This window comes from Ruegeria sp. CDSA193, assembly GCF_059611885.1.
Genome location: NZ_JBXWPN010000004.1, coordinates 26381 through 49263 on the forward strand (window position 1 = coordinate 26381; position 22883 = coordinate 49263).

At 57.4% G+C, this 22883-nt stretch carries 21 protein-coding genes; 6 read left to right on the plus strand and 15 right to left on the minus strand.

Going from position 1 to position 22883, the window contains the following annotated elements; genetic code table 11:
* Window position 1 precedes the first annotated feature (1 nt).
* Window positions 2–1318, plus strand: a complete 1317-nt coding sequence (locus AC2FLG_RS08270) for an MATE family efflux transporter (protein WP_142632825.1) — start codon at window positions 2–4, stop codon at window positions 1316–1318.
* Here AC2FLG_RS08270 and arsC read toward each other — a convergent pair.
* The 4 genes from arsC to AC2FLG_RS08290 are packed head-to-tail and all read right to left on the minus strand — an operon-like array spanning window position 1315 to window position 3474.
* The gene (gene arsC, locus AC2FLG_RS08275) at window positions 1315–1656 is read right to left on the minus strand and encodes an arsenate reductase (glutaredoxin) (RefSeq protein WP_142632827.1); all 342 of its coding nucleotides are present in this window, start codon (window positions 1654–1656) and stop codon (window positions 1315–1317) included. The genes AC2FLG_RS08270 and arsC overlap by 4 nt on opposite strands.
* Window positions 1653–2711, minus strand: a complete 1059-nt coding sequence (locus AC2FLG_RS08280) for a quinone-dependent dihydroorotate dehydrogenase (protein ID WP_496705795.1) — start codon at window positions 2709–2711, stop codon at window positions 1653–1655. The genes arsC and AC2FLG_RS08280 overlap by 4 nt, the downstream gene beginning before the upstream one ends.
* Window positions 2708–3139: a DUF1330 domain-containing protein gene (locus tag AC2FLG_RS08285; RefSeq protein WP_496705797.1), complete on the minus strand. Its 432-nt coding sequence runs from the start codon at window positions 3137–3139 to the stop codon at window positions 2708–2710. Before AC2FLG_RS08285 ends, AC2FLG_RS08280 begins: the two co-directional genes overlap by 4 nt.
* Complete coding sequence (locus AC2FLG_RS08290; RefSeq protein ID WP_496692441.1) at window positions 3136–3474, minus strand: DUF952 domain-containing protein; 339 nt, start codon at window positions 3472–3474, stop codon at window positions 3136–3138. Before AC2FLG_RS08290 ends, AC2FLG_RS08285 begins: the two co-directional genes overlap by 4 nt.
* Window positions 3475–3581: 107 nt before the next feature.
* On the opposite strand from AC2FLG_RS08290, the gene AC2FLG_RS08295 reads away from it, so the two are divergent.
* On the plus strand, window positions 3582–5159 hold the full coding sequence (locus AC2FLG_RS08295) for a bifunctional metallophosphatase/5'-nucleotidase (RefSeq protein ID WP_496700619.1): 1578 nt from the start codon (window positions 3582–3584) through the stop codon (window positions 5157–5159).
* 65 nt (window positions 5160–5224) lie between these two features.
* On the opposite strand, the gene AC2FLG_RS08300 is transcribed toward AC2FLG_RS08295, so the two are convergent.
* Entirely contained in the window at window positions 5225–6883 is a 1659-nt protein-coding gene (locus AC2FLG_RS08300; RefSeq protein WP_496705799.1) for a tetratricopeptide repeat-containing sulfotransferase family protein, read from the minus strand.
* A gap of 55 nt (window positions 6884–6938) precedes the next feature.
* On the opposite strand from AC2FLG_RS08300, the gene AC2FLG_RS08305 reads away from it, so the two are divergent.
* Window positions 6939–7604, plus strand: coding sequence for an SOS response-associated peptidase (locus AC2FLG_RS08305; RefSeq protein WP_496705801.1), 666 nt, complete (start codon window positions 6939–6941; stop codon window positions 7602–7604).
* Window positions 7605–7648: 44 nt separating this feature from the next.
* Window positions 7649–8701, plus strand: a complete 1053-nt coding sequence (gene mnmH, locus AC2FLG_RS08310) for a tRNA 2-selenouridine(34) synthase MnmH (protein WP_496705803.1) — start codon at window positions 7649–7651, stop codon at window positions 8699–8701.
* Here mnmH and selD read toward each other — a convergent pair.
* The 7 genes from selD to AC2FLG_RS08345 are packed head-to-tail and all read right to left on the minus strand — an operon-like array spanning window position 8692 to window position 16787.
* Window positions 8692–10851, minus strand: coding sequence for a selenide, water dikinase SelD (selD, locus tag AC2FLG_RS08315; RefSeq protein ID WP_496705805.1), 2160 nt, complete (start codon window positions 10849–10851; stop codon window positions 8692–8694). The two genes, mnmH and selD, sit on opposite strands and share 10 nt — an antisense overlap.
* Before the next feature lie 5 nt (window positions 10852–10856).
* Window positions 10857–11243, minus strand: coding sequence for a Na+/H+ antiporter subunit G (locus tag AC2FLG_RS08320; protein WP_142632844.1), 387 nt, complete (start codon window positions 11241–11243; stop codon window positions 10857–10859).
* A 7-nt stretch (window positions 11244–11250) separates the two neighbouring features.
* Window positions 11251–11520 carry a K+/H+ antiporter subunit F gene (locus AC2FLG_RS08325; protein WP_142632846.1) on the minus strand — a complete coding sequence of 90 codons (270 nt, stop codon included), beginning with the start codon at window positions 11518–11520 and terminating at the stop codon, window positions 11251–11253.
* Window positions 11517–12017, minus strand: a complete 501-nt coding sequence (locus tag AC2FLG_RS08330) for a Na+/H+ antiporter subunit E (RefSeq protein ID WP_496692434.1) — start codon at window positions 12015–12017, stop codon at window positions 11517–11519. Before AC2FLG_RS08330 ends, AC2FLG_RS08325 begins: the two co-directional genes overlap by 4 nt.
* A complete protein-coding gene (locus tag AC2FLG_RS08335; RefSeq protein WP_496692433.1) occupies window positions 12014–13558 on the minus strand; it encodes a monovalent cation/H+ antiporter subunit D in 1545 nt (514 codons plus the stop codon). The genes AC2FLG_RS08330 and AC2FLG_RS08335 overlap by 4 nt, the downstream gene beginning before the upstream one ends.
* The gene (locus AC2FLG_RS08340; RefSeq protein WP_142632852.1) at window positions 13555–13914 is read right to left on the minus strand and encodes a Na+/H+ antiporter subunit C; all 360 of its coding nucleotides are present in this window, start codon (window positions 13912–13914) and stop codon (window positions 13555–13557) included. The genes AC2FLG_RS08335 and AC2FLG_RS08340 overlap by 4 nt, the downstream gene beginning before the upstream one ends.
* Window positions 13914–16787 (minus strand): monovalent cation/H+ antiporter subunit A, encoded by a 2874-nt coding sequence (locus AC2FLG_RS08345; RefSeq protein WP_496706086.1) that lies wholly within the window; start codon window positions 16785–16787, stop codon window positions 13914–13916. The genes AC2FLG_RS08340 and AC2FLG_RS08345 overlap by 1 nt, the downstream gene beginning before the upstream one ends.
* A gap of 226 nt (window positions 16788–17013) precedes the next feature.
* On the opposite strand from AC2FLG_RS08345, the gene AC2FLG_RS08350 reads away from it, so the two are divergent.
* Both AC2FLG_RS08350 and AC2FLG_RS08355 read left to right on the plus strand, forming a co-directional pair.
* Window positions 17014–17487, plus strand: coding sequence for a rhodanese-like domain-containing protein (locus tag AC2FLG_RS08350; protein WP_496700614.1), 474 nt, complete (start codon window positions 17014–17016; stop codon window positions 17485–17487).
* On the plus strand, window positions 17484–18299 hold the full coding sequence (locus AC2FLG_RS08355) for a CE1 family esterase (RefSeq protein WP_496705807.1): 816 nt from the start codon (window positions 17484–17486) through the stop codon (window positions 18297–18299). The genes AC2FLG_RS08350 and AC2FLG_RS08355 overlap by 4 nt, the downstream gene beginning before the upstream one ends.
* On the opposite strand, the gene mdoH is transcribed toward AC2FLG_RS08355, so the two are convergent.
* The 3 genes from mdoH to AC2FLG_RS08370 are packed head-to-tail and all read right to left on the minus strand — an operon-like array spanning window position 18300 to window position 22878.
* Window positions 18300–20168 (minus strand): glucans biosynthesis glucosyltransferase MdoH, encoded by a 1869-nt coding sequence (mdoH, locus tag AC2FLG_RS08360; RefSeq protein ID WP_496705809.1) that lies wholly within the window; start codon window positions 20166–20168, stop codon window positions 18300–18302.
* Window positions 20165–21664 (minus strand): OpgD/OpgG family glucan biosynthesis protein, encoded by a 1500-nt coding sequence (locus tag AC2FLG_RS08365; RefSeq protein ID WP_496705811.1) that lies wholly within the window; start codon window positions 21662–21664, stop codon window positions 20165–20167. The genes mdoH and AC2FLG_RS08365 overlap by 4 nt, the downstream gene beginning before the upstream one ends.
* Window positions 21661–22878 carry an OpgC family protein gene (locus AC2FLG_RS08370; RefSeq protein WP_496692428.1) on the minus strand — a complete coding sequence of 406 codons (1218 nt, stop codon included), beginning with the start codon at window positions 22876–22878 and terminating at the stop codon, window positions 21661–21663. The genes AC2FLG_RS08365 and AC2FLG_RS08370 overlap by 4 nt, the downstream gene beginning before the upstream one ends.
* Window positions 22879–22883 lie beyond the last annotated feature (5 nt).

Genomic DNA, 22883 nt, shown 5'->3' on the forward strand with positions numbered 1-22883 from the left:
CATGCAAGACGCCTCGGCACCAATCACGCACAGGCGCGTGCTTAAAATTGCAGCGCCCATCGTGCTGTCGAATGCCACGGTTCCGATCCTTGGGGCCGTGGATACTGGCGTAGTCGGGCAGATGGGTCTGGCTGCGCCGATTGGGGCTGTTGGGATGGGGGCCGTGATTCTGGCCTCGATCTACTGGATATTCGGCTTTCTGAGGATGGGGACCACCGGCCTGGCGGCGCAGGCGCGCGGGGCAGGTGACACTGCAGAAACCGGTGCGCTGCTGATGCGGGGCATATTGCTGGGCAGTGCGGCAGGTATGGTTTTCATATTGGCCCAAGTCCTTTTGTTCAAAGGGGCTTTTGCCCTTTCCCCCGCCAGCCCCGAGGTTGAGGCGCTGACCCGCGACTATTTGCGGATACGCATCTGGGGTGCGCCGGCAACGATTGCGCTGTTCGCCATCACTGGCTGGTTGATTGCGATTGAACGTACGCGTGGGGTCTTTGTCCTGCAGGTCTGGATGAACGGGCTGAATATTCTCCTGGATCTGTGGTTTGTGCTTGGTCTGGGTTGGGGCGTCGAGGGGGTGGCCATCGCGACGCTCATCGCCGAGTGGAGCGGGCTGGCACTGGGTCTCTGGCTGTGCCGCAGTGCTTTTACCGGGAATCAATGGCGTGACTGGCCGCGAATTTTTGATCCCACGCGTCTGCGTCGGATGATGCAGGTGAATGGCGACATCATGGTCCGTTCGGTATTGCTGACCGGCGCCTTTACCACATTCCTCTTCGTCGGGTCGGATCTGGGGGATGTTAATCTGGCAGCCAATCAGGTCTTGCTGCAGTTTCTCGAAATTACCGCCTTTGCACTGGATGGGTTCGCCTTTTCCGCCGAAGCACTGGTCGGCGGCGCCATTGGCGCGCGGGATCGGCATCAGGTGCGCCGAGCCGCGGCCATGGCTTCGCAATGGGGGGTAGGGGGTGCATTTGTACTTGGTGCGGTTTTCTATCTGGCCGGGCCAGCGTTGATCGACCTGATGTCAACTGCACCTGAGGTGCGACTAGCCGCACGCGAGTATCTGGTCTGGGCGGCGCTGGCGCCGGTGATCGGTGTGGCAAGCTGGATGTTTGACGGCATCTACATAGGCGCGACCTGGACGCGCGCAATGCGCAATGCGATGATCCATTCGGTTGCGATTTATGTTTTGGCCCTGTTCATATTGGTGCCTGCGCTCGGCAATCACGGCCTTTGGGCCGCGCTGATGATCTTGAACATCGCGCGTGCCTGCACGCTGGGATGGCGATACCCCAAGCTTGAGGCTTTGGTCGCCTAAAGAAGGTCCAGAAGGGATTCCGTAGGGCGACCAATGGCTGCGTTGTCCCCTTTGATTGCAAGCGGACGCTCGATCAAAATCGGATGGGCCGCCATTGCTGTGATCAGGTCATCCTGAGCGGTATTCTTGGTTAGGCCCAGTTCCTTGAACAGCTTTTCGCTAGTCCGCATCAGGTCGATGGCGGGGATATCAAGGCGTGTAAGTACGGCCCGGATTTCGTCTGCCGAGGGCGTATCCTCAAGGTATTTGCGAATTTCGACCTGCGCTCCGTTTTCCTCAAGCAAAGCGAGCCCTGCGCGAGACTTAGAGCATCTGGGATTGTGCCAGTATTCGATCATATCCAGTCCTGTCTTTTGCTTCCAACGGCCTGCGCAACTGTTTCAAACCCATCGCGCGCCAGCAAGTCATCCAAGCCTCGCGCGATTTCCGCTGCAAGTGAGATACCACCGAAAACCATCGCGGTGTAGAATTGCACGGCCGAAGCACCGGCGCATATCTTGGCATAGGCCTGTTCTGCTGTGCTGATGCCACCAACGCCGATCAACGGAATCTGACCGTCGGTCAAATGGCTAAACCGGGCAAGAACGCGGGTGGATTTTTCGAACAAAGGCGCGCCGGACAGGCCGCCTGCTTCGTCTCTGTGTGCGCTGCGCAACCCATCGCGCGACAAAGTGGTGTTCGAGGCGATGACCGCATCAACGCCCGATTCATGGGCCACTTCGGCGATATCCCGCAGCTCATCCTCGGTCAGATCGGGGGCGATCTTGAGGAATACTGGTAGAGGGCGCATTAGGGTGTTTCGGGTTTCGATCACGCCGCTCAACAGAGCGCTCAGCGCCGCTTTGCCTTGCAAATCCCGCAGCTTTTCAGTGTTCGGAGATGACACGTTGACCGTAGCGAAATCCAGATGCGCCCCACAATGGGCCAGTACCTTGGCAAAGTCGCCGGGGCGATCATCGCTGTCTTTGTTCGCACCAAGGTTCAGTCCGATCACCGCATCCCTGGGGCGCGCCGCCAGACGACGGGCCATGGCCTCCATCCCTTCGTTGTTAAAGCCAAAGCGGTTGATGGCAGCCTTGTCTTCGGTCAGGCGGAACAGGCGCGGCCTGGGATTGCCGGGCTGCGGGCGTGGGGTAACGGCACCGACTTCGATGAACCCAAACCCGGCGCGAGACAGGGGGCCAAGAACCTCTCCGTTCTTGTCGAACCCTGCGGCCAGACCAACCGGATTGGGCAGATCCAGCCCCGCGATTTTGGTCCGCAAACGCTGTGACGTAACCGGTCCTGGTTCAGGCGCAAGCCCTGCCTTCAGGGCTTTGATCGACAGGGTATGTGCGGTTTCCGGATCCAACCGGTGCAGGGCAGCCAGCCCCAGCTTTTCAGTCAGTTTCATCCAAACATTTCTCCGCCTTCGGTCGGCGCGCATCGGATCAGGCGAGAGGTCTTCACCGCAGCCTGACGATGCACGACCGCCTGTTTGTAATCAGGGTCGGATATCATTTCCAGAAAGGCATGGGCCGATGGGTAACGCGCGATAAATACCGCGTCCCATAGCTCATCCTTTGGGCCAATCAACGTAGTCTGAAACGCGCCGCGCCAAATGATCTTTGCCCCAAGGCGGGCAATGATCGGCCCGGTTTCGATCCCATAATTTCGATAAGCCTGAGCGCCCGACAGACCGCTTTTGGCCAGTTCGTGCCCCGATGGATATTCGGCCCGGCTGCGGAACCTCACCAGGTTCATCATCTCGATCGGGTGGTCACGATCCAGCACCTTGAAGGCTTCGAACTGGGCGCGATCCGGGTCGATATATTCCGTCATTTCATGTCGTCCGGGAAGCGATGCGCGTTGCCGTCAAAGGGCAGGGGGCAGGACCAAGCTATGTCGGTCATGCGGATCTGACGGTAGAGATGCGGAAACAGAGCGCCCCCGCGCGAAACCTCCCACTTCAGTTCCTCGCCCATCGCGTCAGCATCGCAGGCCAACAGCGTCAAACCTTCGGCGCCGGCAAAATGCTTGGCAGCGGTTTCCGCAGCTTGTTCAGCTGTCGAAAAGTGGACAAAACCGTCCGAAACATCAATCGGAGCACCATCCGTGGCGCCATCGGTCTGCAGCGCCGTCCATTCGTTGGCGCGGAAAATCTTGTAAATCAGCATAGAACGGTCATGCCCCGCGCTGCGGCTAGATTCAAGCCGGATTTCCCCCTTTGACTCTTTGCTGAAGGCGGCGCAACATCTTGGCAATTAACAAAGGGAGTTAAAATATGTTCACCCGTTTCCTAGCCTCGGCTGCTGTGCTGGGTTTGACTGCAGGAATGGCCGCCGCCGAATATAAACTGACCATTCTGCACACCAACGACTTTCATTCGCGTATCGAGCCGATCAACAAATATGACAGCGGCTGTAGTTCAGATGACAACGCCGAAGGCAAGTGTTTTGGCGGATCTGCCCGTCTCGTAACAGCAGTGGAAGAAGCCCGCGGGCGTGCCGAAAACTCGATCCTGGTAGATGGCGGCGATCAATTTCAGGGCTCGTTGTTCTATACCTATTACAAGGGCAAGGTCGCGGCCGAGTTCATGAACAAACTGGGCTATAACGCTATGACCGTGGGCAACCACGAATTCGATGATGGCCCGGAAGTCCTGCGCGGCTTTATCGACACGGTTGATTTCCCGGTGCTGATGTCGAACGCGGATTTTTCAGGCGAAGAATTGCTGAGTGGCAAGATCAAAAAGTCTACAGTGATCGAAGTCGGCGGAGAAAAAGTCGGCCTTGTTGGCCTGACGCCGGAAGACACGCATGAACTGGCCTCTCCTGGCCCGAACATCACATTCTCGGACCCGGTTCCCGCGGTTCAGGCCGAAGTGGACAAGCTAACCGCGGAAGGCGTGAACAAGATCATCGTTCTCAGCCATTCGGGATATGCTGTCGACCAGCGTGTTGCACAGGAAACGACAGGCGTTGACGTAATCGTAGGTGGGCATTCCAATACATATTTGTCCAACGTTTCTGACAAGGCTGTTGGCCCCTATCCGACAGTGGTCGATGGCGTGCAGATCATTCAGGCCTATGCCTATGGCAAATTCCTGGGCGAGCTGAATGTCACTTTTGATGACGACGGAAATGTTATCGCGGCGGCTGGTGAGCCGCTGATCATGGACAACAACGTGGCCGAAGATCAGGCCTCGCTGGACCGTATCGCGGAACTGGCCGCTCCTTTGGACGAAATCCGCAATAAGGTCGTGGCCAGCACGTCTGAGGCGATTGAGGGTGACCGTTCGATCTGTCGTGTTCAGGAATGTCAGATGGGCAATTTGGTCGCTGATGCCATGCTTGCGCGGGTTGCTGATCAGGGCGTTCATATCGCGATTGCGAACTCTGGCGGCTTGCGTGCTTCGATTGACCCTGGCGATGTGACCATGGGTGAAGTTCTGACCGTGCTGCCGTTCCAGAATACGCTTTCAACCTTTGAGATCAGCGGACAAGGCATCGTTGACGCGCTTGAAAACGGCGTGAGCCAGGTAGAAGAGGTCAAGGGCCGCTTTCCGCAGGTTGCCGGTCTGACCTTTGTTTGGGACGCATCGGTGGCACCAAACGAAGGGCGCGTATCAGAGGTCATGGTATCCAACGGCGATGGGCTTACCCCGATTGATCCGGCGGCGACTTACCTTGTCGTTACCAATAACTACGTCAGAAATGGCGGTGACGGGTACAGTATGTTCGAAGGCGACGATAAAAATGCCTATGACTTTGGCCCGGATCTGGCGGATGTCACGGCGGAATACCTAGCCGAAAACGCGCCTTACCAGCCTTATCTGGACGGTCGCATCAAGCAAAAGTAAGGCGACCAGAGCGAAACGAAAAGGGCCGCACCTTCGGATGCGGCCCTATTTCATTCAGCTAACCTTCAGCCTTGATCAATGTCGTATTCCGGCCAAAGCCCTGTATCAAAACCCGCAAGCATGGGCTGGATATGTTCCGACACAGATCGCCATCCCCCAATGGATTTGGTTGAGATTTTGTTGCGAACCTGGTCGATACTGGCAGTCCGGACCTGTTTGGTATTCTCTTCCGGACGCATCATCGTCTCGGTCCATTCGAGGTCGCAGAAAGCGGCGACCTGCTTGCTATAGGTTTCGGGGTCCGCGACAAGCTTTTCATATGGAACGGTCAGGATCTTGTCGCCAAAAACAGCATCCCAATGCGCCATATAGTGACGATATAGGTTGGCAGAATGGGCAATGGTCTCAAGATTCGAGGCATAGTTCATGCCACCCGCAGGGAACCGGCGGATCCATTTCGAAAGACCAACATCGCGCGGATCACGCAGCATGTTTATTATCTTGGCGTTTGGGAATGCCGACAACAGGAAGCCGACCCGCTGAAAATTGTGGGGCATCTTGTCAACAAAAGCGGTCGAGCCATCGGGGATCGGCGGCATCAACTCTCGGAACTCTTTGGCATATTTCGCTGCGGCAGTGGAATCGAAGGTCTTGCGATGTTGTGCGTAGTCGCGCGAAAGATCGGCCCCAACCGTCAGTTCGCCGCAGCCAGCAATGTCTGGCGCGGAGCTCAGCATCATTTCCATGAGCGTCGTGCCAGAGCGCGGCTGGCCCAGAACGAAGATCGGAACCGGCTGATCGGTTTGTTCGGACCAAGGAACTCTTCCTCCTACAGGGAACAGGCCAGTGATACGTTCGAACTTCTGTTCTTCCGCCTCTAAATCATAGGGTTTGACGTTGTGTTGGATGGCATTGGCACGTGCAAATTGCGGCAGTGCTGCGCCAAGGCTATCGGTTTTTTGGATCAGGTGGGCCTTGGCAAATTCCAGTTCCGACAGCTCGTGTACGCTTTCGGATATCGCTGCTTCAACCGCCTCCATCAGTTTCGGGGCGTCCTCTTTGCTGGACATTGTCGAAAGCTGAAGAAGGGTGGCAACATGGAAGGGTTCTTTGGCGTAGATGCCCTGCAGAATATTGGCGCATCCCTTTTTGTCGCCACTCTGGTGCAGATTTACGGCTTTTTGAAAGGCTATCTTTTCGTTGTCCGGTGCCAATTCATACGCCTTGGTTATATCGCGTGAGTTGTGCTCGATATAACCGATGCGGCCATAGGCGCGGGCACGAGTCGACAACAGGCTGACATTTTCAGGGTCGCTTTGAAGTTTTTTGGTCACGTGATCAATGATCAGGCGCCAATTCTGTCCTTTCAGCGTAATCTCATCAATGACCCGGTTCAGTTCCTTGCTGGCTGGGAATTTTTCGGCCTTGAGTTCGGCATATTCCAAGGCTTTGGCCATCTGGCCGGTTTGCATAAGAGCATTGGCGAGGTTTTCGACGAATTGCGGATCATCAGGTTTCATCCGCGCGGCTTCGACAAAATGCGGGATCGACCTTTTATACTGTTTCATCTCGGTCAGAACAAAACCGGAAATGGCATGAAAATCCGAGTCGGTCGGAAACTTTTTTACGCCAAGTTGAGCCTTTTTCAGCGCAGCCTGGAATTTGCCTTCTTCCAGCGCTGCGACAGCTTTGACTTTTAAGGTTTTCGCCGTTTGATTTTGCATATGACCCCGTGAGAACCTGTGCCTGTAGAAAACGATTGTTGAAAGTTCATTACCTATGTGCGGACGGTTTGCAATAACCCTTCCAAATGATGCCATGGCCCAGTTGTTTTCTGCGCGCCCGGCCAATGCTCTGCCTGTTGTCCCGAATTTCAACGTTTGTCCGACATGTCAGGTGCATGTGGTCAGGGCAGGCGAAACCGGGCGTCAGCTGGATGCCTTGCGTTGGGGGTTTTTACCACACTGGTACAAGTCTAAAACCGCTGGGCCATTGTTGATCAATGCCCGCGCCGAAACGCTAGCTGAAAAACCGGCTTTCAGGGCGGCCTGCAGAGAACGCAGATGTCTGATCGTTGCCAGCGGGTTTTATGAATGGACCAAAACCGAGAGCGGAGACCGGCTGCCCTGGTATATTTTCAGAAAAGACGGGGCCCCGATTGCTTTTGGCGGGGTATGGCAAGATTGGGGACCCGAGGGCGACCAGAAGGGAACATGCGCAGTCGTTACGACACAAGCGAACCGCAATCTGGGCAGAATTCATCACCGCATGCCCCTGATTGTTGAACCTGAAAACTGGCCTTTATGGCTGGGTGAAGTGGGCAAGGGGGCTGCGCAGCTGCTGTCTCCGGGGCAGGAAGGTACTCTTGGCTTTCATCGTGTCGATCCGGGCGTCAATTCCAATCGGGCCAGTGGACCGACGCTTGTCGATCCCATCGCAGGTTGACACCGTGCCTTTCCATCCGGTTCAACGCGGGTTAGATCGTTGACATGGTTCTGAAAATCACCAGCCTTCAGCAGTTATACGCGTATGAGTTCGACACAACCATAGACGTGCGCAGCCCGGCTGAATTTGCCGAGGATCATTTGCCCGGGTCTATCAACCTGCCAGTTCTGGATAACGACGAACGGGCGCGCGTCGGGACGATCTATGTCCAGGAAAGCCCGTTTCTGGCCCGCAAGCTAGGGGCGGCTCTGGTTTTCAGGAATGCGGCCAACCACATTGAACACAGCCTGTCCCATCACGAAGGGGGGTGGAAACCCCTTGTATATTGCTGGCGCGGTGGGCAGAGATCTGGTTCGTTTACCTGGATGCTACAACAGATTGGCTGGCGGGCCGAGGTTGTCGAGGGCGGCTATCGGGCTTATCGCCGCTTGGTGAGCCGGTATCTGTATGACGATCCGTTGCCGTTTCAATTCGTCCTCCTGGATGGGTATACGGGCACAGCAAAGACCGAGCTGCTTACACACCTTCAGGAACGTGGTGTCCAGGTTCTGGATCTCGAAGGGCTTGCCAATCACCGGGGGTCGTTGCTGGGGGCAATACCGGGCGGACAACCCAGTCAAAAGGCATTCGAATCCGCGCTGGCCGAAGAACTTTGTGGTTTTGACCCCACCCGTCCCGTCGTAGTCGAAGCGGAATCGTCCAAAATCGGCTCTTTGATCCTGCCACCGAGGCTTTGGTCCGCCATGTGTGCGGCCGTGCGCATTCAGATTGATGCCCCGATAGAAGCGCGCGCGGAATATCTGGTCTCGGCATATGACGATGTCCTCAGCGATGCCGAGCGGTTGAAAGATCTCCTGTCGCCGCTGAGGTCTCACCGTGGGCATGAGGTGGTGGATGGGTGGTTTGCGCTGATTGACGGCGGTAACAAGTTGGCCCTTACACGGTCACTTATGGAACAGCATTACGACCCGGCTTATGCCAAGTCGGCGCGCGTACACAGCGCCGAAATTGTAGCCTCGATCCAGGTGCCCTCGCTGGCAAGTACCGGTCTGAAAGAGGTCGCTGTGCGGGTCGAACAGGTCCTGGATCAGCTCTGAAGTTTTAAACCCGGCGTATCGTCGATCATGCCGATGATTGCTGCTGGATATCCAGCCGCACGTAGGTCTGCACACAGGCCTGGCGCGTCATCGGCTTGGACAGCGGCCAATAGCCCTCCGGCGGTTTGAGGATCGAAAAGAAGATCAGCCTTGGGTCCGTTGGCGAGTTCAGGCGCGATGGCGCGGTTGTCCTCGAAGATCGTGGACCGAACACCGCTTGCGCTGAGCTCTACGGCCCCGGCCATCACGGGAACCGCATCCAGAGCAATTACCGCACCGCAGCCAGAGGCACCGCAAATACCTTGCAGATGCCCTGCCAGACCAAACCCGGTCACATCGGTCATCGCATGGGCGCTGAACAGAATGCGCGCGGCTTCGCCCTGCGGCTGAACCATGTGGCGGAACGCCTCTGCGACCCAGATGCCATTGGCCAAACCGGCCATTTCGGCGGCCATGATCACGCCGCTGCCAATCGGCTTGGTCAGGATCAAAGCGTCGCCCTTGCGGGCCCCGGACAAGATGATCGGGTCGTTTTCGCACAGGCCGGTCAGAGTGAACCCGATGGTCATCTCATCCCCCATCGAACTGTGGCCTCCGACGATTTCGGCCCCGGTTGCGCGGATGACGTCACTAGCGGTGGCCATGATTTCTGACATGGTACGTTGTTGCAGTGCGGGTGACATCCGAGGCAGAATAATCGTCGCGGTGGCGGCCTGCGGTGCCGCACCCATCGCCCAGATATCACCTAATGCGTGAATGGCCGTGACCCGTGTCATCAAAACCGGATCATTGGTAAAGCTGCGCAAATGGTCCGAGGTCATCACCTGCCGCGCGCCGCCGGTGAGAAGCAAAGCCGCATCGTCACCTGAAAGCGGTATTACGTCTTGCCGATCGGGGGGCGGTAAATCAGACAGAACACTGCGCAAAGCGCGACGCCCAATCTTTGCGCCGCACCCACCGCACATGGGCTTTTCACCCAGGACTTCGGGCACGCCCAAAGCGTGGTCGCGGGGCAACTCTGCTGCTTTCATCTGCGGCAGATTCCGGAACTTATTCATGAAATTCTGGTCGATATGGTTCTTCCATTTCCACATCAACGGACCACTGAGCGAGGTTCCCAATCGCTCGGCCAATGCGGATTTCCCACCCAGCGATATCAGCTTGAGGTAATCTTTTTGCGGATGATAGGGGCGCATCTTTCCGACACCCAGTGAGGCCCGAAGATTGTCATAAAGAATCGGGGCTTCTCGGACGGCATAAACACCTGCTTTTGGTCTGGGGTTTTCTGACAGATGGGCACAATCGCCGGCTGCGAACACAAAAGGATTGCTGGACTGCAGCCTGCTATTCACCGTGATATATCCATCGTGAAGATCCAGCCCGGACTGCGCCATCCAACCATAGGGTTTGGCCCCCGCCGCCCCCGTCACGAATTCAGCTGCAATCTGGCGCCCGTCCTCCAACCGGATGTGATCCGCATGAATTTCGACGATGGCGGCCTGTTCGATCACGTCGATGCCAAGGTCAGCCATCGCATTGCGAATGATCGAGGCCGCCTTTGCGCCAATCGCGGTCAGGGCCCGAGCATTGTCGATCAGGGTCAATCGGGCGCTGCGGTTTGCGGAACGCAAAGCGTGCGCCATCGCCATGATCAACTCGACCCCGGCAACACCACCGCCGATCACGGCGACCGAGGCGGCGCCTGCACCAGATTGGTACTCGGCCCACCTGGCGGCAAAAGACCCTAACGGTTTTGCGGGGACCGCATGGTCGGAAAATCCAGGTAGGGCCGGCATGTCGGATGTAATGCCAACATTAACCGAGGTTACATCATAGGCGACGGGCGGTCGGCCGGGCACATGTACCTCTTGCCGGTCAGGGTCTAACCCTTCGACGGCACCCAATATCACCCGTGCCCCCGCAAAGCGAGCCAGGCGCACCAGATCAATATCCAGGTCACCCCGGCGATAATGACCGGCAACGAAACCGGGCAGCATCCCTGAATAGGGGGCTGAAGGCGCGGGGTTGATGACCGTCAGGCGCGCGCCAGGCAGAGGGTTCATCCCCCATTTTCGCAACACCAGCGCGTGCGTATGACCGCCGCCGATAAGAACCAGATCGCGGGTCAGGGGCAGCGGAGGTCTATACATAGGTATCAGGTGTTTCTGTGATCAGGAACGTCTTCGACCTGTTCGACCGCATGTGTGGCCCAGATTTTGTCCTCACCCGCGTCCGGCAGATCCTGGGGCTTTTCATGGCGGTGAATATGCCATTTGGCAATAAACAGGGCCGTGATCGGAGCAGTCAGGAACAGAAACAGCGTGATCAGCAGCTCGTGCAGAGACAGGTGATGTTCGATCAATACGGAATGGATGATTGAGGCGATCAGAACGCCACCCACCCCAAGCGTTGTCGCTTTGGTGGGGGCATGGAGCCTGGACATCGGGTCCTTTAGCTTGATCATTCCGTACGATCCGACAAAACCAAATATGCCTGAAACAACCAGGAAGAAGGCGACCAGAAACTCAAAAATTACCGACATGTCGCCCTCACTCGATGATATTGCCGCGCAGCATAAAGCGCGCGTAGGCAACGGTTGAGACAAAGCCGAGCATTGCGATGATCATGGCGGCCTCGAAGAAAATCTCGGTCCCCAGAAACAGCCCGTAAAGCACCATAAGGGCGATTGTGTTGATCACCATCGTGTCCAGCGCCAGAACCCGGGTGCCCACTCCATCGGCCGTAATGATCCGCCACAGGCACATCATGATGGCTGCGCCGAAACAGGCAAAGGCAAAGTAGATTGCTAGCTCGATCATTCGAAAATCTCCTTTAGCCTGCGCTCGTATCGTTGCTTGATTTGATCGCGTACTTCGTCCGGGTTTGGCGCATCGAGGCAGTGTACCAGTAAGTTGTGACCCTGCGCTGACAGATCGCAACTGACGGTGCCGGGGGTCATGGTGATTGTCCCGGCCAGAACCGTAATCGCTTCGGGTGTGCGCAGTTCCAGCGGAATGCAGACCCAGTTCGGTTCACGGTCGGAATCCCGTTTGAACAGGATGATCCTGGCAACTGTCATATTGGCGACAACAATGTCCCATAGAACCACCAATATGTATTCGGTGATCATCGGCCAATTCCGAAGAACGGGCCGGTCTGGCCAATACGGCTGTGTGACGAAGGGGATGATAATCCCCAGCACAAGGCCAAACACCAGTGAATTCAGCGATGGTGTGTTTGCCAGCAAAATCCACACAACCGTCAGCAGGAAAGTCAGATGCGGGTGCGGGAATATCCGGTGAAGCAGTTTTTTCATTCTTCCACCCCTAACACGGCCGAGATGTAATTTTCGGGTGCAAACAACTGTTCCGCTGTGCTGGTAGCGTAGTTCATTGCAGGCCCGGCAAACAATGTCAGCATGACCAGACCGATGATCAAAGCAAATACCGACGTAAAGGCCAACCCGGGCGAAGGTTCCGGGGCTGCCTGAAAGGCGGTCTCGCCGTCAGTTGTATCGGCTTGGTCGGTGGTCAAGCTGGCGTCATGGCTTTTCCAAAAGATCAAAGTTCCGGCGCGGGCCAACCCTACTATGGTTACGAATGAGCCGATCAATACCACAGCCCAGACCGTATTTGCGTCTGGTGCATCTCGCGCGGCGTCCAGGACCAGCAGTTTGCCAATGAACCCGGAAAGGGGCGGCATCCCGGCCAAAGCAATCGCACCAATAAAGAACAGTGCGGAAATCAGTCCGGTCTGTGCCATTGGGTGCTTTGGGGCAATTGCGCCTCCGCGCCGCTCGATCACCAGATCAGCAATCAGGAACAACAGTGCCGTCGCCAGTGTCGAATGATAAATATAGAACAAAGCGGCAGCAGTGGCCGTTTCGGTGAACAGGGAAATTGCGATCAGCAGGGTACCCATTGACGCGATGGCGCAAAAAGCCACAAGGCGCGCGATGTGTCGTGAGCCCAATATGCCGATTGTACCAACCGCCAAAGTTACCAAAGCGGCAGGTTGCAGCCAGTTGATCACAAGATCATGCGCAACCAAAACCTCGGGGCCAAAGCCAAGCGTGTACATGCGCAAGATCGAGTACGCCCCGACCTTTGTCATGATCGCAAACAGCGCGGCAACTGGCATAGGAGCATTCGCATAGCTGGCCGGTAGCCAGAAATGCAGCGGCAGAACTGCAGCCTTAATGCAGAATACCAGCAGCAACAGGGCAGCACCCACTCTTATCAGAGCGGTGTCTTCGAGCGGAAGCTCGGCAATCCGTACAGCCATATCCGCCATGTTCAGCGTGCCGGTCACTGAATAGAGCGTGCCAAGGGCAAACAAAAACAGCGTTGAGCCCAAAAGGTTGTAGGCGACATATTGCACGCCTGCCTTGAGCCGAACGGCTCCACCGCCGTGCGTCATCAAACCGTAGGACGCGATCAGCAATACCTCGAAGAACACGAACAGGTTAAAGGCGTCACCTGTCAGAAAGGCACCGCATACGCCCATAAGCTGAAAGTGGAATAAGGGATGAAAGTGCTTGCCGCGTGCATCCCATCCGGAGGCAATCGAATAAAGCACTATCGGAAGGGCTAAAAGCGCGGTCAGCAAGACCATCATGGCAGATAACCGATCCAGCACCAGCACGATTCCAAAGGGCGCTGGCCAGTTGCCCAACTCATAGACCAGAATGTCTCCACCTGCGGCCTGTGCGGTGATTGTCAGGGCGATGCCAAGCAGTGCCACGACACCGGCGACCGAGAATATGCGCTGCAAATCAAGGTGGTATCGCAGGACCATGATGATGAACGGAGCCAGAATCGCGGGCAGGACGACTGGCGCAACGATCCAATGGTTCATGCGTCTTCTCCCGGCGCGTCCGTATTGTCATGCGCGGCCATGTCGATGTGGTCATCCTTGGCCGACAGGTAAGCCGAAAGCGAGATCATCACGATCACCGCAGTCATCCCGAATGAAATCACGATGGCGGTCAGCACCAGGGCCTGCGGCAAGGGATCGGTATAGGCGACCTCTTCATATTTGTTCAGAACCGGCGGCGCGTCCAAAGCCAGCCGCCCGGTGGCAAACAAAAAGACGTTCACCGCATAGGTCAGCAGAGACAGGCCCAGAATGACCGGAAAAGTCCGGCGACGCAGGATCAGGAAAATCCCGGCGGCGGTCATCACGCCAACCGCAGAGGCTACGAGCGCTTCCATCAGACCCGCTCCTTTTCTTCTTGTTCTTCTTCGGGCGGATCGTCCCGCAGCGGGTTGATATCCATTGGGAATTCCTGCGCCATGCCGGGCTGCCAGGCCAAGCGGGACAGGCTATCCAGTGCCAGCATCACCGCGCCCAAAACCGCAAGGAACACGCCGGTATCGAACAGCATGGCGGTTGCCCATTCGAACTCTTCCAGCGGCGGCCAATTCAGATATCCGAAATCGCTGGTCAGGAAGGGACGTTCATTGAACCATGCGCCAATTCCAGTTGCTGCGGCGATCAGAACGCCCCAGCCGATTGTGCCGTGGTAATAGAACCGTTGCCGTTCGATGGCCCAGGTATAGCCGCTGGCCATATATTGCATCAGATAGGCGATGGCGACGACCAGACCGGCGATGAACCCTCCTCCTGGTTGGTTATGGCCGCGGAAAAAGATATAGGCCCCGACCATCAGCGCGATCGGCATCATCACTCTTGTCGCCACGACCATCATCAACGGATGAGAGTCACCCGATTGCGGCCAGTGCGGTTTACGGTTCAGCAAATACCCCCGGACATTGGTTTCCAGAACCGCCTCGGTCAGGGCAAAGATGATCAGGGCGGCAATGCCCAGAACGATGATTTCGCCGAAGGTATCAAAGCCACGGAAATCCACCAGGATCACGTTGACCACATTGGTGCCTCCGCCGCCCTTATAGGAGTTGGCCAGATGGAATTCGGAAATGCTCGGGAAACCGAAATCCCGCAGCATCAACGCGTAGATCAACGCACCTGATCCGATGCCTGCCACGACCGAAATTGCCGCATCCCGCCAACGCCGCGCCGCGCTGCTGTCCCAGGGCGTGTCCGTGGGCAGGAAGTTCAGTGACAACAACAGCAGGATCATCGTCACTACCTCGACAGAAATCTGTGTCAGGGCAAGGTCGGGTGCGGACAGATAGTTGAAGGCCATCGAGACGATCAGGCCCACGACCCCGATCAGCACCAAGGACAACAGCCGGTTGCGGTGAAACCACATGATGGCCAGCGTCGCGGCGATCAGGCAGATCCAGCCAATGAACGGAATGATCTGAACGGGTAGGGGCGTGCGTGTTTCAACGCCAATAGATCCGGTGGCGAATGCATAATATCCCAGCCCAACCGTAAAGACGATCAGGATGGCGGCATACCGGCTGAGGACCCCGTTATGCAGAGTATCTGTGACCCAGCGGCTGGTTGTCGTAAGCGCAGCGATCACTGCGTCAAAAATGGTCTTCGCCTCGGGTCTGGGCAGCGCATTCCAGATAAACTCACCGCGCCGATGCAGTGCCAGCAAGGCCAGGCCACCCAGTGTCGCGAACGCGGACATATATAGGGCAGGCGTAAACCCGTGCCAGAGTTTCAGCGAATAATAGGGCAGTTTCTCGCCCCCGATTACCGCACTTGAAACAACCGCCACCAGCGGACCTACGATGGCGTTGGAATAAAGACCGATCAGGACGACAAGCACGACCAGGAAAGCGGGTGCAAGCCAAAGCCCGGCCGGTGGGTCATGTGGATGGGTTGGGTAATCGTCGCGTACTGGACCAAGGAACACGTGACCAACAAAGCGGAACGAATAGGCTGCAGAGAACAAGGCCGCCAGCAGCGCCAGTCCGGGCACAAGATAATGCGAATGCAGCCAGGTTGTGTGGACCGTTTCCTCCAGCATCATCTCCTTGGACAGAAACCCGTTCAGCGGAGGTAGACCGGCCATGGAAAGTGCGGCAATCGTCCCGATGGTGAAGGTGATGGGCATCAAATGGCGCAATCCGCCCAGTCGCTTGATGTCGCGGGTCCCGGCCTCGTGATCCACGATCCCGGCGGTCATGAACAGGGCTGCTTTGAACGTCGCATGGTTGATGATGTGGAAGATGGCAGCAACGGCGGCTATCTTGGTTCCAAACCCCAGCAGCATGGTTATCAGACCCAGATGCGACACGGTCGAAAACGCCAGCAGCGCCTTGAGATCGTCTTTGAACAGGGCGATGCAGGCCCCGATCAGCATGGTTACCAGGCCGGTTGTGGCCACAATGTAGAACCACGCATCAGTACCCGCCAGAACGGGCCACATGCGGGCCATCAGAAACAACCCTGCCTTCACCATCGTGGCCGAGTGCAGATAGGCTGATACTGGCGTAGGGGCGGCCATCGCGTGTGGCAGCCAGAAATGGAAGGGGAACTGTGCCGATTTGGTGAAACACCCCAGCAAAATCAGGATCAGCGCTGGCATGTAATAGGGTGAAGACTGGATCAGCTCTTTGTTCTGGAGAATGACGCTTAGGTCATAAGAGCCAACGATATTGCCCAGGATCAGCATCCCCGCAATCATCGCCAAGCCGCCAGAGCCGGTCACAGCCAGCGCCATACGCGCGCCCTGTCGTCCCTCGGGGAGGTGTTTCCAATATCCGATCAAAAGGAATGAACTAAGCGAGGTAAGTTCCCAGAATATCAGCAAAAGCAGGATATTGTCCGACAGAACGATTCCCACCATCGCTCCCTGAAACAGCAGCAAATAGGTGTAAAACTGCCCCATCGGGTCTTCGCGCGATAGATAGAACCGGGCGTAGAGGATGATCAGCAAACCGATGCCAAGGATCAGCAGCGCGAACAGAAACCCAAGGCCGTCCAACATGAAATTGGCGTTTAGGCCCAGTGCCGGAATCCAGTCGAACCGGGCGGTAACGACCTCGCCGCGCATCACGGTTGGGATGTGAATCAACAGCCCCATCAGCGCCAGAAAAGTGGTCAACCCAGCGGCCGAGGCTGCTGCGTTTCGTCCAGCCCGGATCAAAAGGGCTGGGAATACAGCTCCGAGGAAGGGAAGGGCCGCGATGAGGAATAGGGACAACTGCGATACTCCGGTCTGGGCGGTCAAAAGTGCTATTGATTTTGTAAGGATAATTCGCGGAGTGTCCAGCGATTGCAAGCCATTCTGCCTGTTCAGGGGCCCCAAGGCAGAGGATGGTACAGGTAAAGCGGCGATGACACGAACTTGAACAGGCAGGTTAATTTCGACACGGAATTGGATAAGCTGCTGTGATACATAGGACCGCATCGGATCAGGAGGGATTACAGTGGCTGCTGGGGCAAACCGGACACGGCGAAAGGTTCTGCTGTTTGGTGCGGCTGCTGTTCTGGGCGGTTTTGCAATCCGTGAATACCGCCTGATCCCGCAGAGCTATGCGGGCGGTCGGATCAGTGTCGGGGATGCGCATCAGCAAGCTAGGCTGGGAGATATATTTTTGGTGGACATCCGTACCCCACGCGAATGGGATGCCTCAGGCGTGGGCGAAGGCGCGCATCCCCTAGACATGCGTCGCGATGATTTTGATGAGGCGCTGCTGCAGATTGTCGGCGGAGACCTCGATGCCCCAATCGCCCTGATCTGCGCGCGCGGTGTGCGCTCGGCCCGGCTGAGCAACCGGCTGTCCGAGGCGGGGTTCGCAAATATCATCGACGTGCCCGAGGGTATGTTAGGCTCAGCAGCAGGGCCGGGCTGGGTCCGGGCAGGCCTGCCGGTTCAACACTATGATGGGAAAGCAGAATGATCCGAAGCTTGTTTCTGTCGGTCGGGATGGCCGTGATCTGTAAGGCAGGAATGGCCGCCTGTGTCGATCAGGAAGACATGTGCGAAACGCCGTCGGGTGGGTACCATATCGAACTTCCCGAAACCGAAAACCCACCGCTGGTGGTGTTTCTGCACGGTTATGGCGGGACTGCGACCAGAACGCTGAAGAACCGCAGCTTGGTTGATCCTCTGCTTGCGCGCGGATATGCGGTTATGGCACCGGAGGGGTCCGAGCGTAACGGCCGCCAAAGCTGGAATTTCTTCCCGGGTTGGGAAGGGCGTGACGAAACGGCTTTTCTGCGCGAGGTGGTTCAGGATGCGTCGGACCGGTTCGGGGTCGATGATGACCGCGTCGTGTTGGGCGGGTTTTCTGCGGGGGCCTTCATGGTCTACTACCTCGCCTGCGCGGCGCCGGATACGTTTTCGGCCTATGCTCCGGTTTCAGGTGGGTTTTGGCGACCGCATCCCGAGGCCTGCGATGGCCCGGTGCGCATGTTTCACACCCATGGCTGGATCGACAATGTAGTCCCGCTGGAAGGGCGTCTTTTGGGCGGTGGTCGATTCCATCAGGGCGATATCTTTGCCGGTCTGGAAATTTGGCGGGTCGCAAACGAATGCGCCGATACCAAACCCAGCGGATTTTCCACGACCGGGCAATTCATGCGCCGCAGATGGACCGGATGCGCCGATGGCGCGATGTTGGAATTCGCACTTTTCCCAGGTGGTCACAACGTGCCGCAGGGATGGTCGGATATGATGGTAGAGTGGTACGAGGGCCTGCCGGGTGGTTGATCACTCGGCAGGAGTCATGACGGTTTTGCCTTCGACCAGGCGCTTCAATTCATCCCTGTGGAGACGGGCGGACCGGGTGATTGCCGGTTCCAGAACATCTTCTTTCATTCCGACCATGCGCCGCGCCGGTGAGGTTGAAACGCCGCTGAGTGCGGAAAGCGGGATGGCAAAGGCCAGGCTTATGGCAATCGGAGCCAGCCAGATTGACACCAGACCCGATAGGATGCCGGCGCCCAAGGCTATACCGCTGATGGTTTCCAGCGTGTGACATAAGATCAGCGTCCGCAGTCCATAGCTGCCACCATCCCGCGCCTGAGGAGACCAGCCTTTTTGAATACCAAGAATTGTCCGGAAGACGGCGATCATCTGTTGCACCATAAGGATCGGCGCATAGAGGATCGACAGGATAACCTCTGAGATGAATGAGGTCATGAATTTACCTGCGCCACCGAAATCCGCATAGCGCACACCGCTAAGTGGCAGGGCAAGCACGCCAAGTACCTTGGGGGCCAGCAACATGGCATACATGACCAGAATGATTAGCACGTGGCGGGTTTCCGACATCTCGGGCCATTGCGGGAACAGCGGATTGTCGGGGCTGAAATAATGCAGGACCGAGGCATCCTCGCCCTGACCGATCAGCGCCCACATCACCAGCAAGGCAAACCACAGCGGCGACATCAGATATCCGACTGCTCCATGGAACATGTGGAACCTCGACACAGCGCGGAATCCGGTTGAGCCCAGCAACTTCAGGTGTTGCAAATTGCCCTGACACCAGCGCCGGTCACGCAACGCGTGGTCGATCAGCGTGGGCGGGGTTTCCTCGTAAGAGCCCCGGATACGCGGCAGGAACCGCACGCCCCATCCGGCGCGCCGCATGAGGCCGGCCTCGACGAAATCATGGCTCATGATCAGCTTTTCCTGACCATTCATCGCGCGCAGTTTCGGCAGCCCGGCGCAGTTGGCAAACGCTTTGGTGCGGATAATCGCGTTATGGCCCCAATAGTTGCCTTCCTGACCACACCAGCGGGCTAGACCTTCGGCGAAGGCGATACCATAAACACCATTGGCAAATTGCTGCATCCGAGCAAAAACCGACTGAGCGCCAATTAACTGAGGGTAGCTCTGAATCAGGCCTGCGCCCGGGTCACGTGCCAAGGAATCCGTCAGGCGCAGGATGGCGCGGCCGGTCATCAGGCTGTCGGCATCCAGCACCAGCATCGCATCCCAATCCGCGCCCCAGCGGCTGACCCAATCGGCGATATTGCCGACCTTGCGGTCTGTGTTCTGTTCGCGGCGGCGGTAGTACAGCTCAAGCCCAGGGGCGAGGGTGGTGCGCAACGCCTCGACACTTGCCTGCTCTTGCGCCGCGATCTCGGGGTCGCGCGTGTCCGAGAGGATGAACATCGCATAGTGGTGCTGGCCATCCCGCGCACGCAAGTCTTCCAGCATAGTGCGGGCGTTGCCCAGCACGTTCCAGGGTACTTCATTATAGACCGGCATAAGAAGCGCGACGCGCAGCGCCTGTGGGCGGCCCTGACGTTTGGGCTGTTCCTGCCGCGACAGGGAAATCATACCCAACAAAACGGTGCAGACCGTGAAAGAGATCCAGAAAAAGTTGAATGAGATCAGCGTCAGCAGAATGGCTTCGATCAGGTTGATCCCTTCGGCACCGAACCAGTCGGCCATGACCCACAGCAGGCCCAGCGTAGCCGCCATCGCGGGCGAGAACGCCAGTGCGCGCCAGAACCCCGCAGATGCACGCCTGCGCCCGGGCGCCTGCGCGTCACGGAACCCGGCGCTAAAGTTCTGCTCTGGCATCGCCAGAGGTGCCTCAGGCGGCATGATATGCAGATCGCTGCTCATGAGGTCCAACGATACAGCCAGACTTCGGAGGCAGGCTGCTTGTCCTTCAGCAGTTGCGCCCGCAGTTCCACATGGTTCCGGTCGCCCGGCTCGAAGGAAAAGGCCAACCGCAGACCGCCCGTATCGGGGTTGCGCTGCAGAACGCCTTCGGAAGTTTCCGCATGGGGCGAGTTGACAAAGATCGTCATAGCCTCTGGGTCGTCGAACAGCTCGCTGGCCTCAAAGTCGATCACGGCCAGACGGCCTTCACCAAATGTGTTGTCACCCATCGCGGTGCTGATCACGCGCGGCATCGGGGTGCTCTGTGGTTCCTCACCCCAGATCAGGCGATAGGACAGGTCCACCTGGCTACCAGCCGCGTAGGGCTCCATCGGGCGCCAATAGGCGACGATATTGTCGTAGATTTCCTGATCGGCAGGGATCTCGACCAGAGTGACCGCACCTTTGCCCCAATCGCCAGTTGGTTCGACCCAGAGGCCGGGGCGTTTGTGGTAACTCGCTTCAAGATCGGCATAATCCGAGAACGCGCGTTTCCGCTGCATCAGGCCAAACCCGCGCGGGTTCATGTCAACAAAGGACGAGAACTGCAGGCGGGTCGGGTTTGCCAAAGGCCGCCACAGGACCTCGCCAGCGCCGTTGCGGATCAACAGCCCGTCGCTGTCATGCACCGCAGGGCGGAAATCGTCGAAACGGCTGTGATTGGTCTGATCGAACAGGAACATCGACGTGCCGGGTGCAATGCCGACATGGGTCAATTCCATACGCGGGAACAGAGTGGCCTCGACCTCCATCACGCAATCCGCGCCTGCCGTGACATTGAACCGATAGGCCCCTGTCACGCTCGGGCTGTCCATCAGGGCGTGAACGACCATGTTGCGCTGACCGGGCTTGGGACGTTCCAGCCAGAAACGAATGAATTCGGGAAATTCTTCACCATCCGGATCGCCGGTTTTCAGCGCCAGCCCCCGGGCCGACAGGCCGTAGACCTCGTGCAGGCCGATGGCGCGGAAATAACTGGCGCCCTGAAACACACAGAACTCATCGGTTTTTCCGGGGCGGTGCATTTCAGTCCGCAGGCGCAGGCCTGAAAAACCCAGCGTGTCGTCGACGGGCAACTGAGGAACCTCGGTTGACTTGTCAAACATCGACAGATCGAAGGCTACGGGTTTGGCCATGCCGTCTTCCACAGTCAACACCTGAACCGTGCGGGGGAAATAAAGCCCAGGGGTGAAGAAATCGACGTTGAACGGCGTCTCGGTCTCGTACCAAAGCGCACGATCCAGGCGGAACCGGATCGAGCGGTATTGCTCATAGGTCAGGTCCTGCCATTCCTGCGGGACCATCTCGCGCTCGGCAAAGGGCTTTGCGGCCAACGCACGGGCCAGCGCGATCACGTCACTGCGGTCAAACGGGACCTCTCCGCCCACGGCAAAAGTGGCCGGGGCGAAGGCAAGCGCTGAAGTCGTGGCCAGAAATGCGCGACGTGTGAATTTCATTTCTTTGATTTCCAGGGTTGTGACTTAAACCACGCGGCCAAATAGGCCACGCTGATGATCATGGCAAAGCCAATCATATTAGCGACAAAGACACTGGCAAAATCCCGCCCAAACAAATCGAGCCCAACGCCGATAAGTCGTGCTGCTGCCATGGAAAATACGAATACGGCAAGTGATTGCTGACCCACTTTGGTGACCAGGGTCAGTACGAATTGCCAGGCTTTGGCACCTGCGCTCTGACCGGTTGCGATCAGGCGGTGTCCATGCTCGCCAGCAGCGACCCAGCCCAGATAGGCCAGCGACAGGAAATGCATGTAGCGAAACAGACCGAAATCGGTCTTGTCGCGGAATTCCTTCGTGATGGGCCAGACTTTGCGGATTTCATCGGCCAAGTCCGGGGCTGCGGCATTCACCCATGTGAACACTTTCCACGACCCGAAGGGCATTGAAAAGATCAGGAACAGCGCCGCTGCCCAGATCAGCGTTTTTGACACCGGAGGGGCTGGGATCCAGCCGCGCATGAATGCAAAGCCAGTAAAGAACAGCAACTGCCAGCCAAAAGGGTTAAAGAACCACTGACGATCCGACCAGGGCTCGGCAGGCAGGTCCAGAATGTCGGTCTGCGCCACGAGCCAGATAGCAACGGATGTGGCTGCAACTGCCCAGAATCCGATGCGGGACAGGCCCATGAACAGCGGCATCATTGCAAGAACTACCAGATACATGGGTAGAATGTCGAAATAATTCGGCACGTAGGTCAGGGTGAACAGGCCGACGATCTGCGGCGCAGGATCATTGAAGAAATGCTGCAGGTTCAGGGACGAGATGTAGTTCTTCTCAAACAGGCCTGTTTGATTCAGCGCAGCCATCGTCATCGCGACAAAGAAGAACAGGCCGATATGCGCCCAGTAAACCTGCCAGATCCGGTATGATACCCGCGCAGTGCCCATCCACCAGCCCTTGCGCAGGAACGCGCCGCCAAAGGCGATGGCCGAGGCCATGCCCGAACAAAAAACAAAAATCTCGGTTGCATCCGAAAAACCAAACCGGGCAGGGATCCACTTGGCCCAGGGGTCGTTGGGAATATGCGCAATCAGGATGATGAACATCGCAATTCCGCGATAGAAATCCAGACGCGGGTCGCGCGTACTAACAGGGGCGGCCGAGGTGGCTGCCACAGGTGCAAAATCAGAAGCGGGCGATAGAGTCGCCATACGAG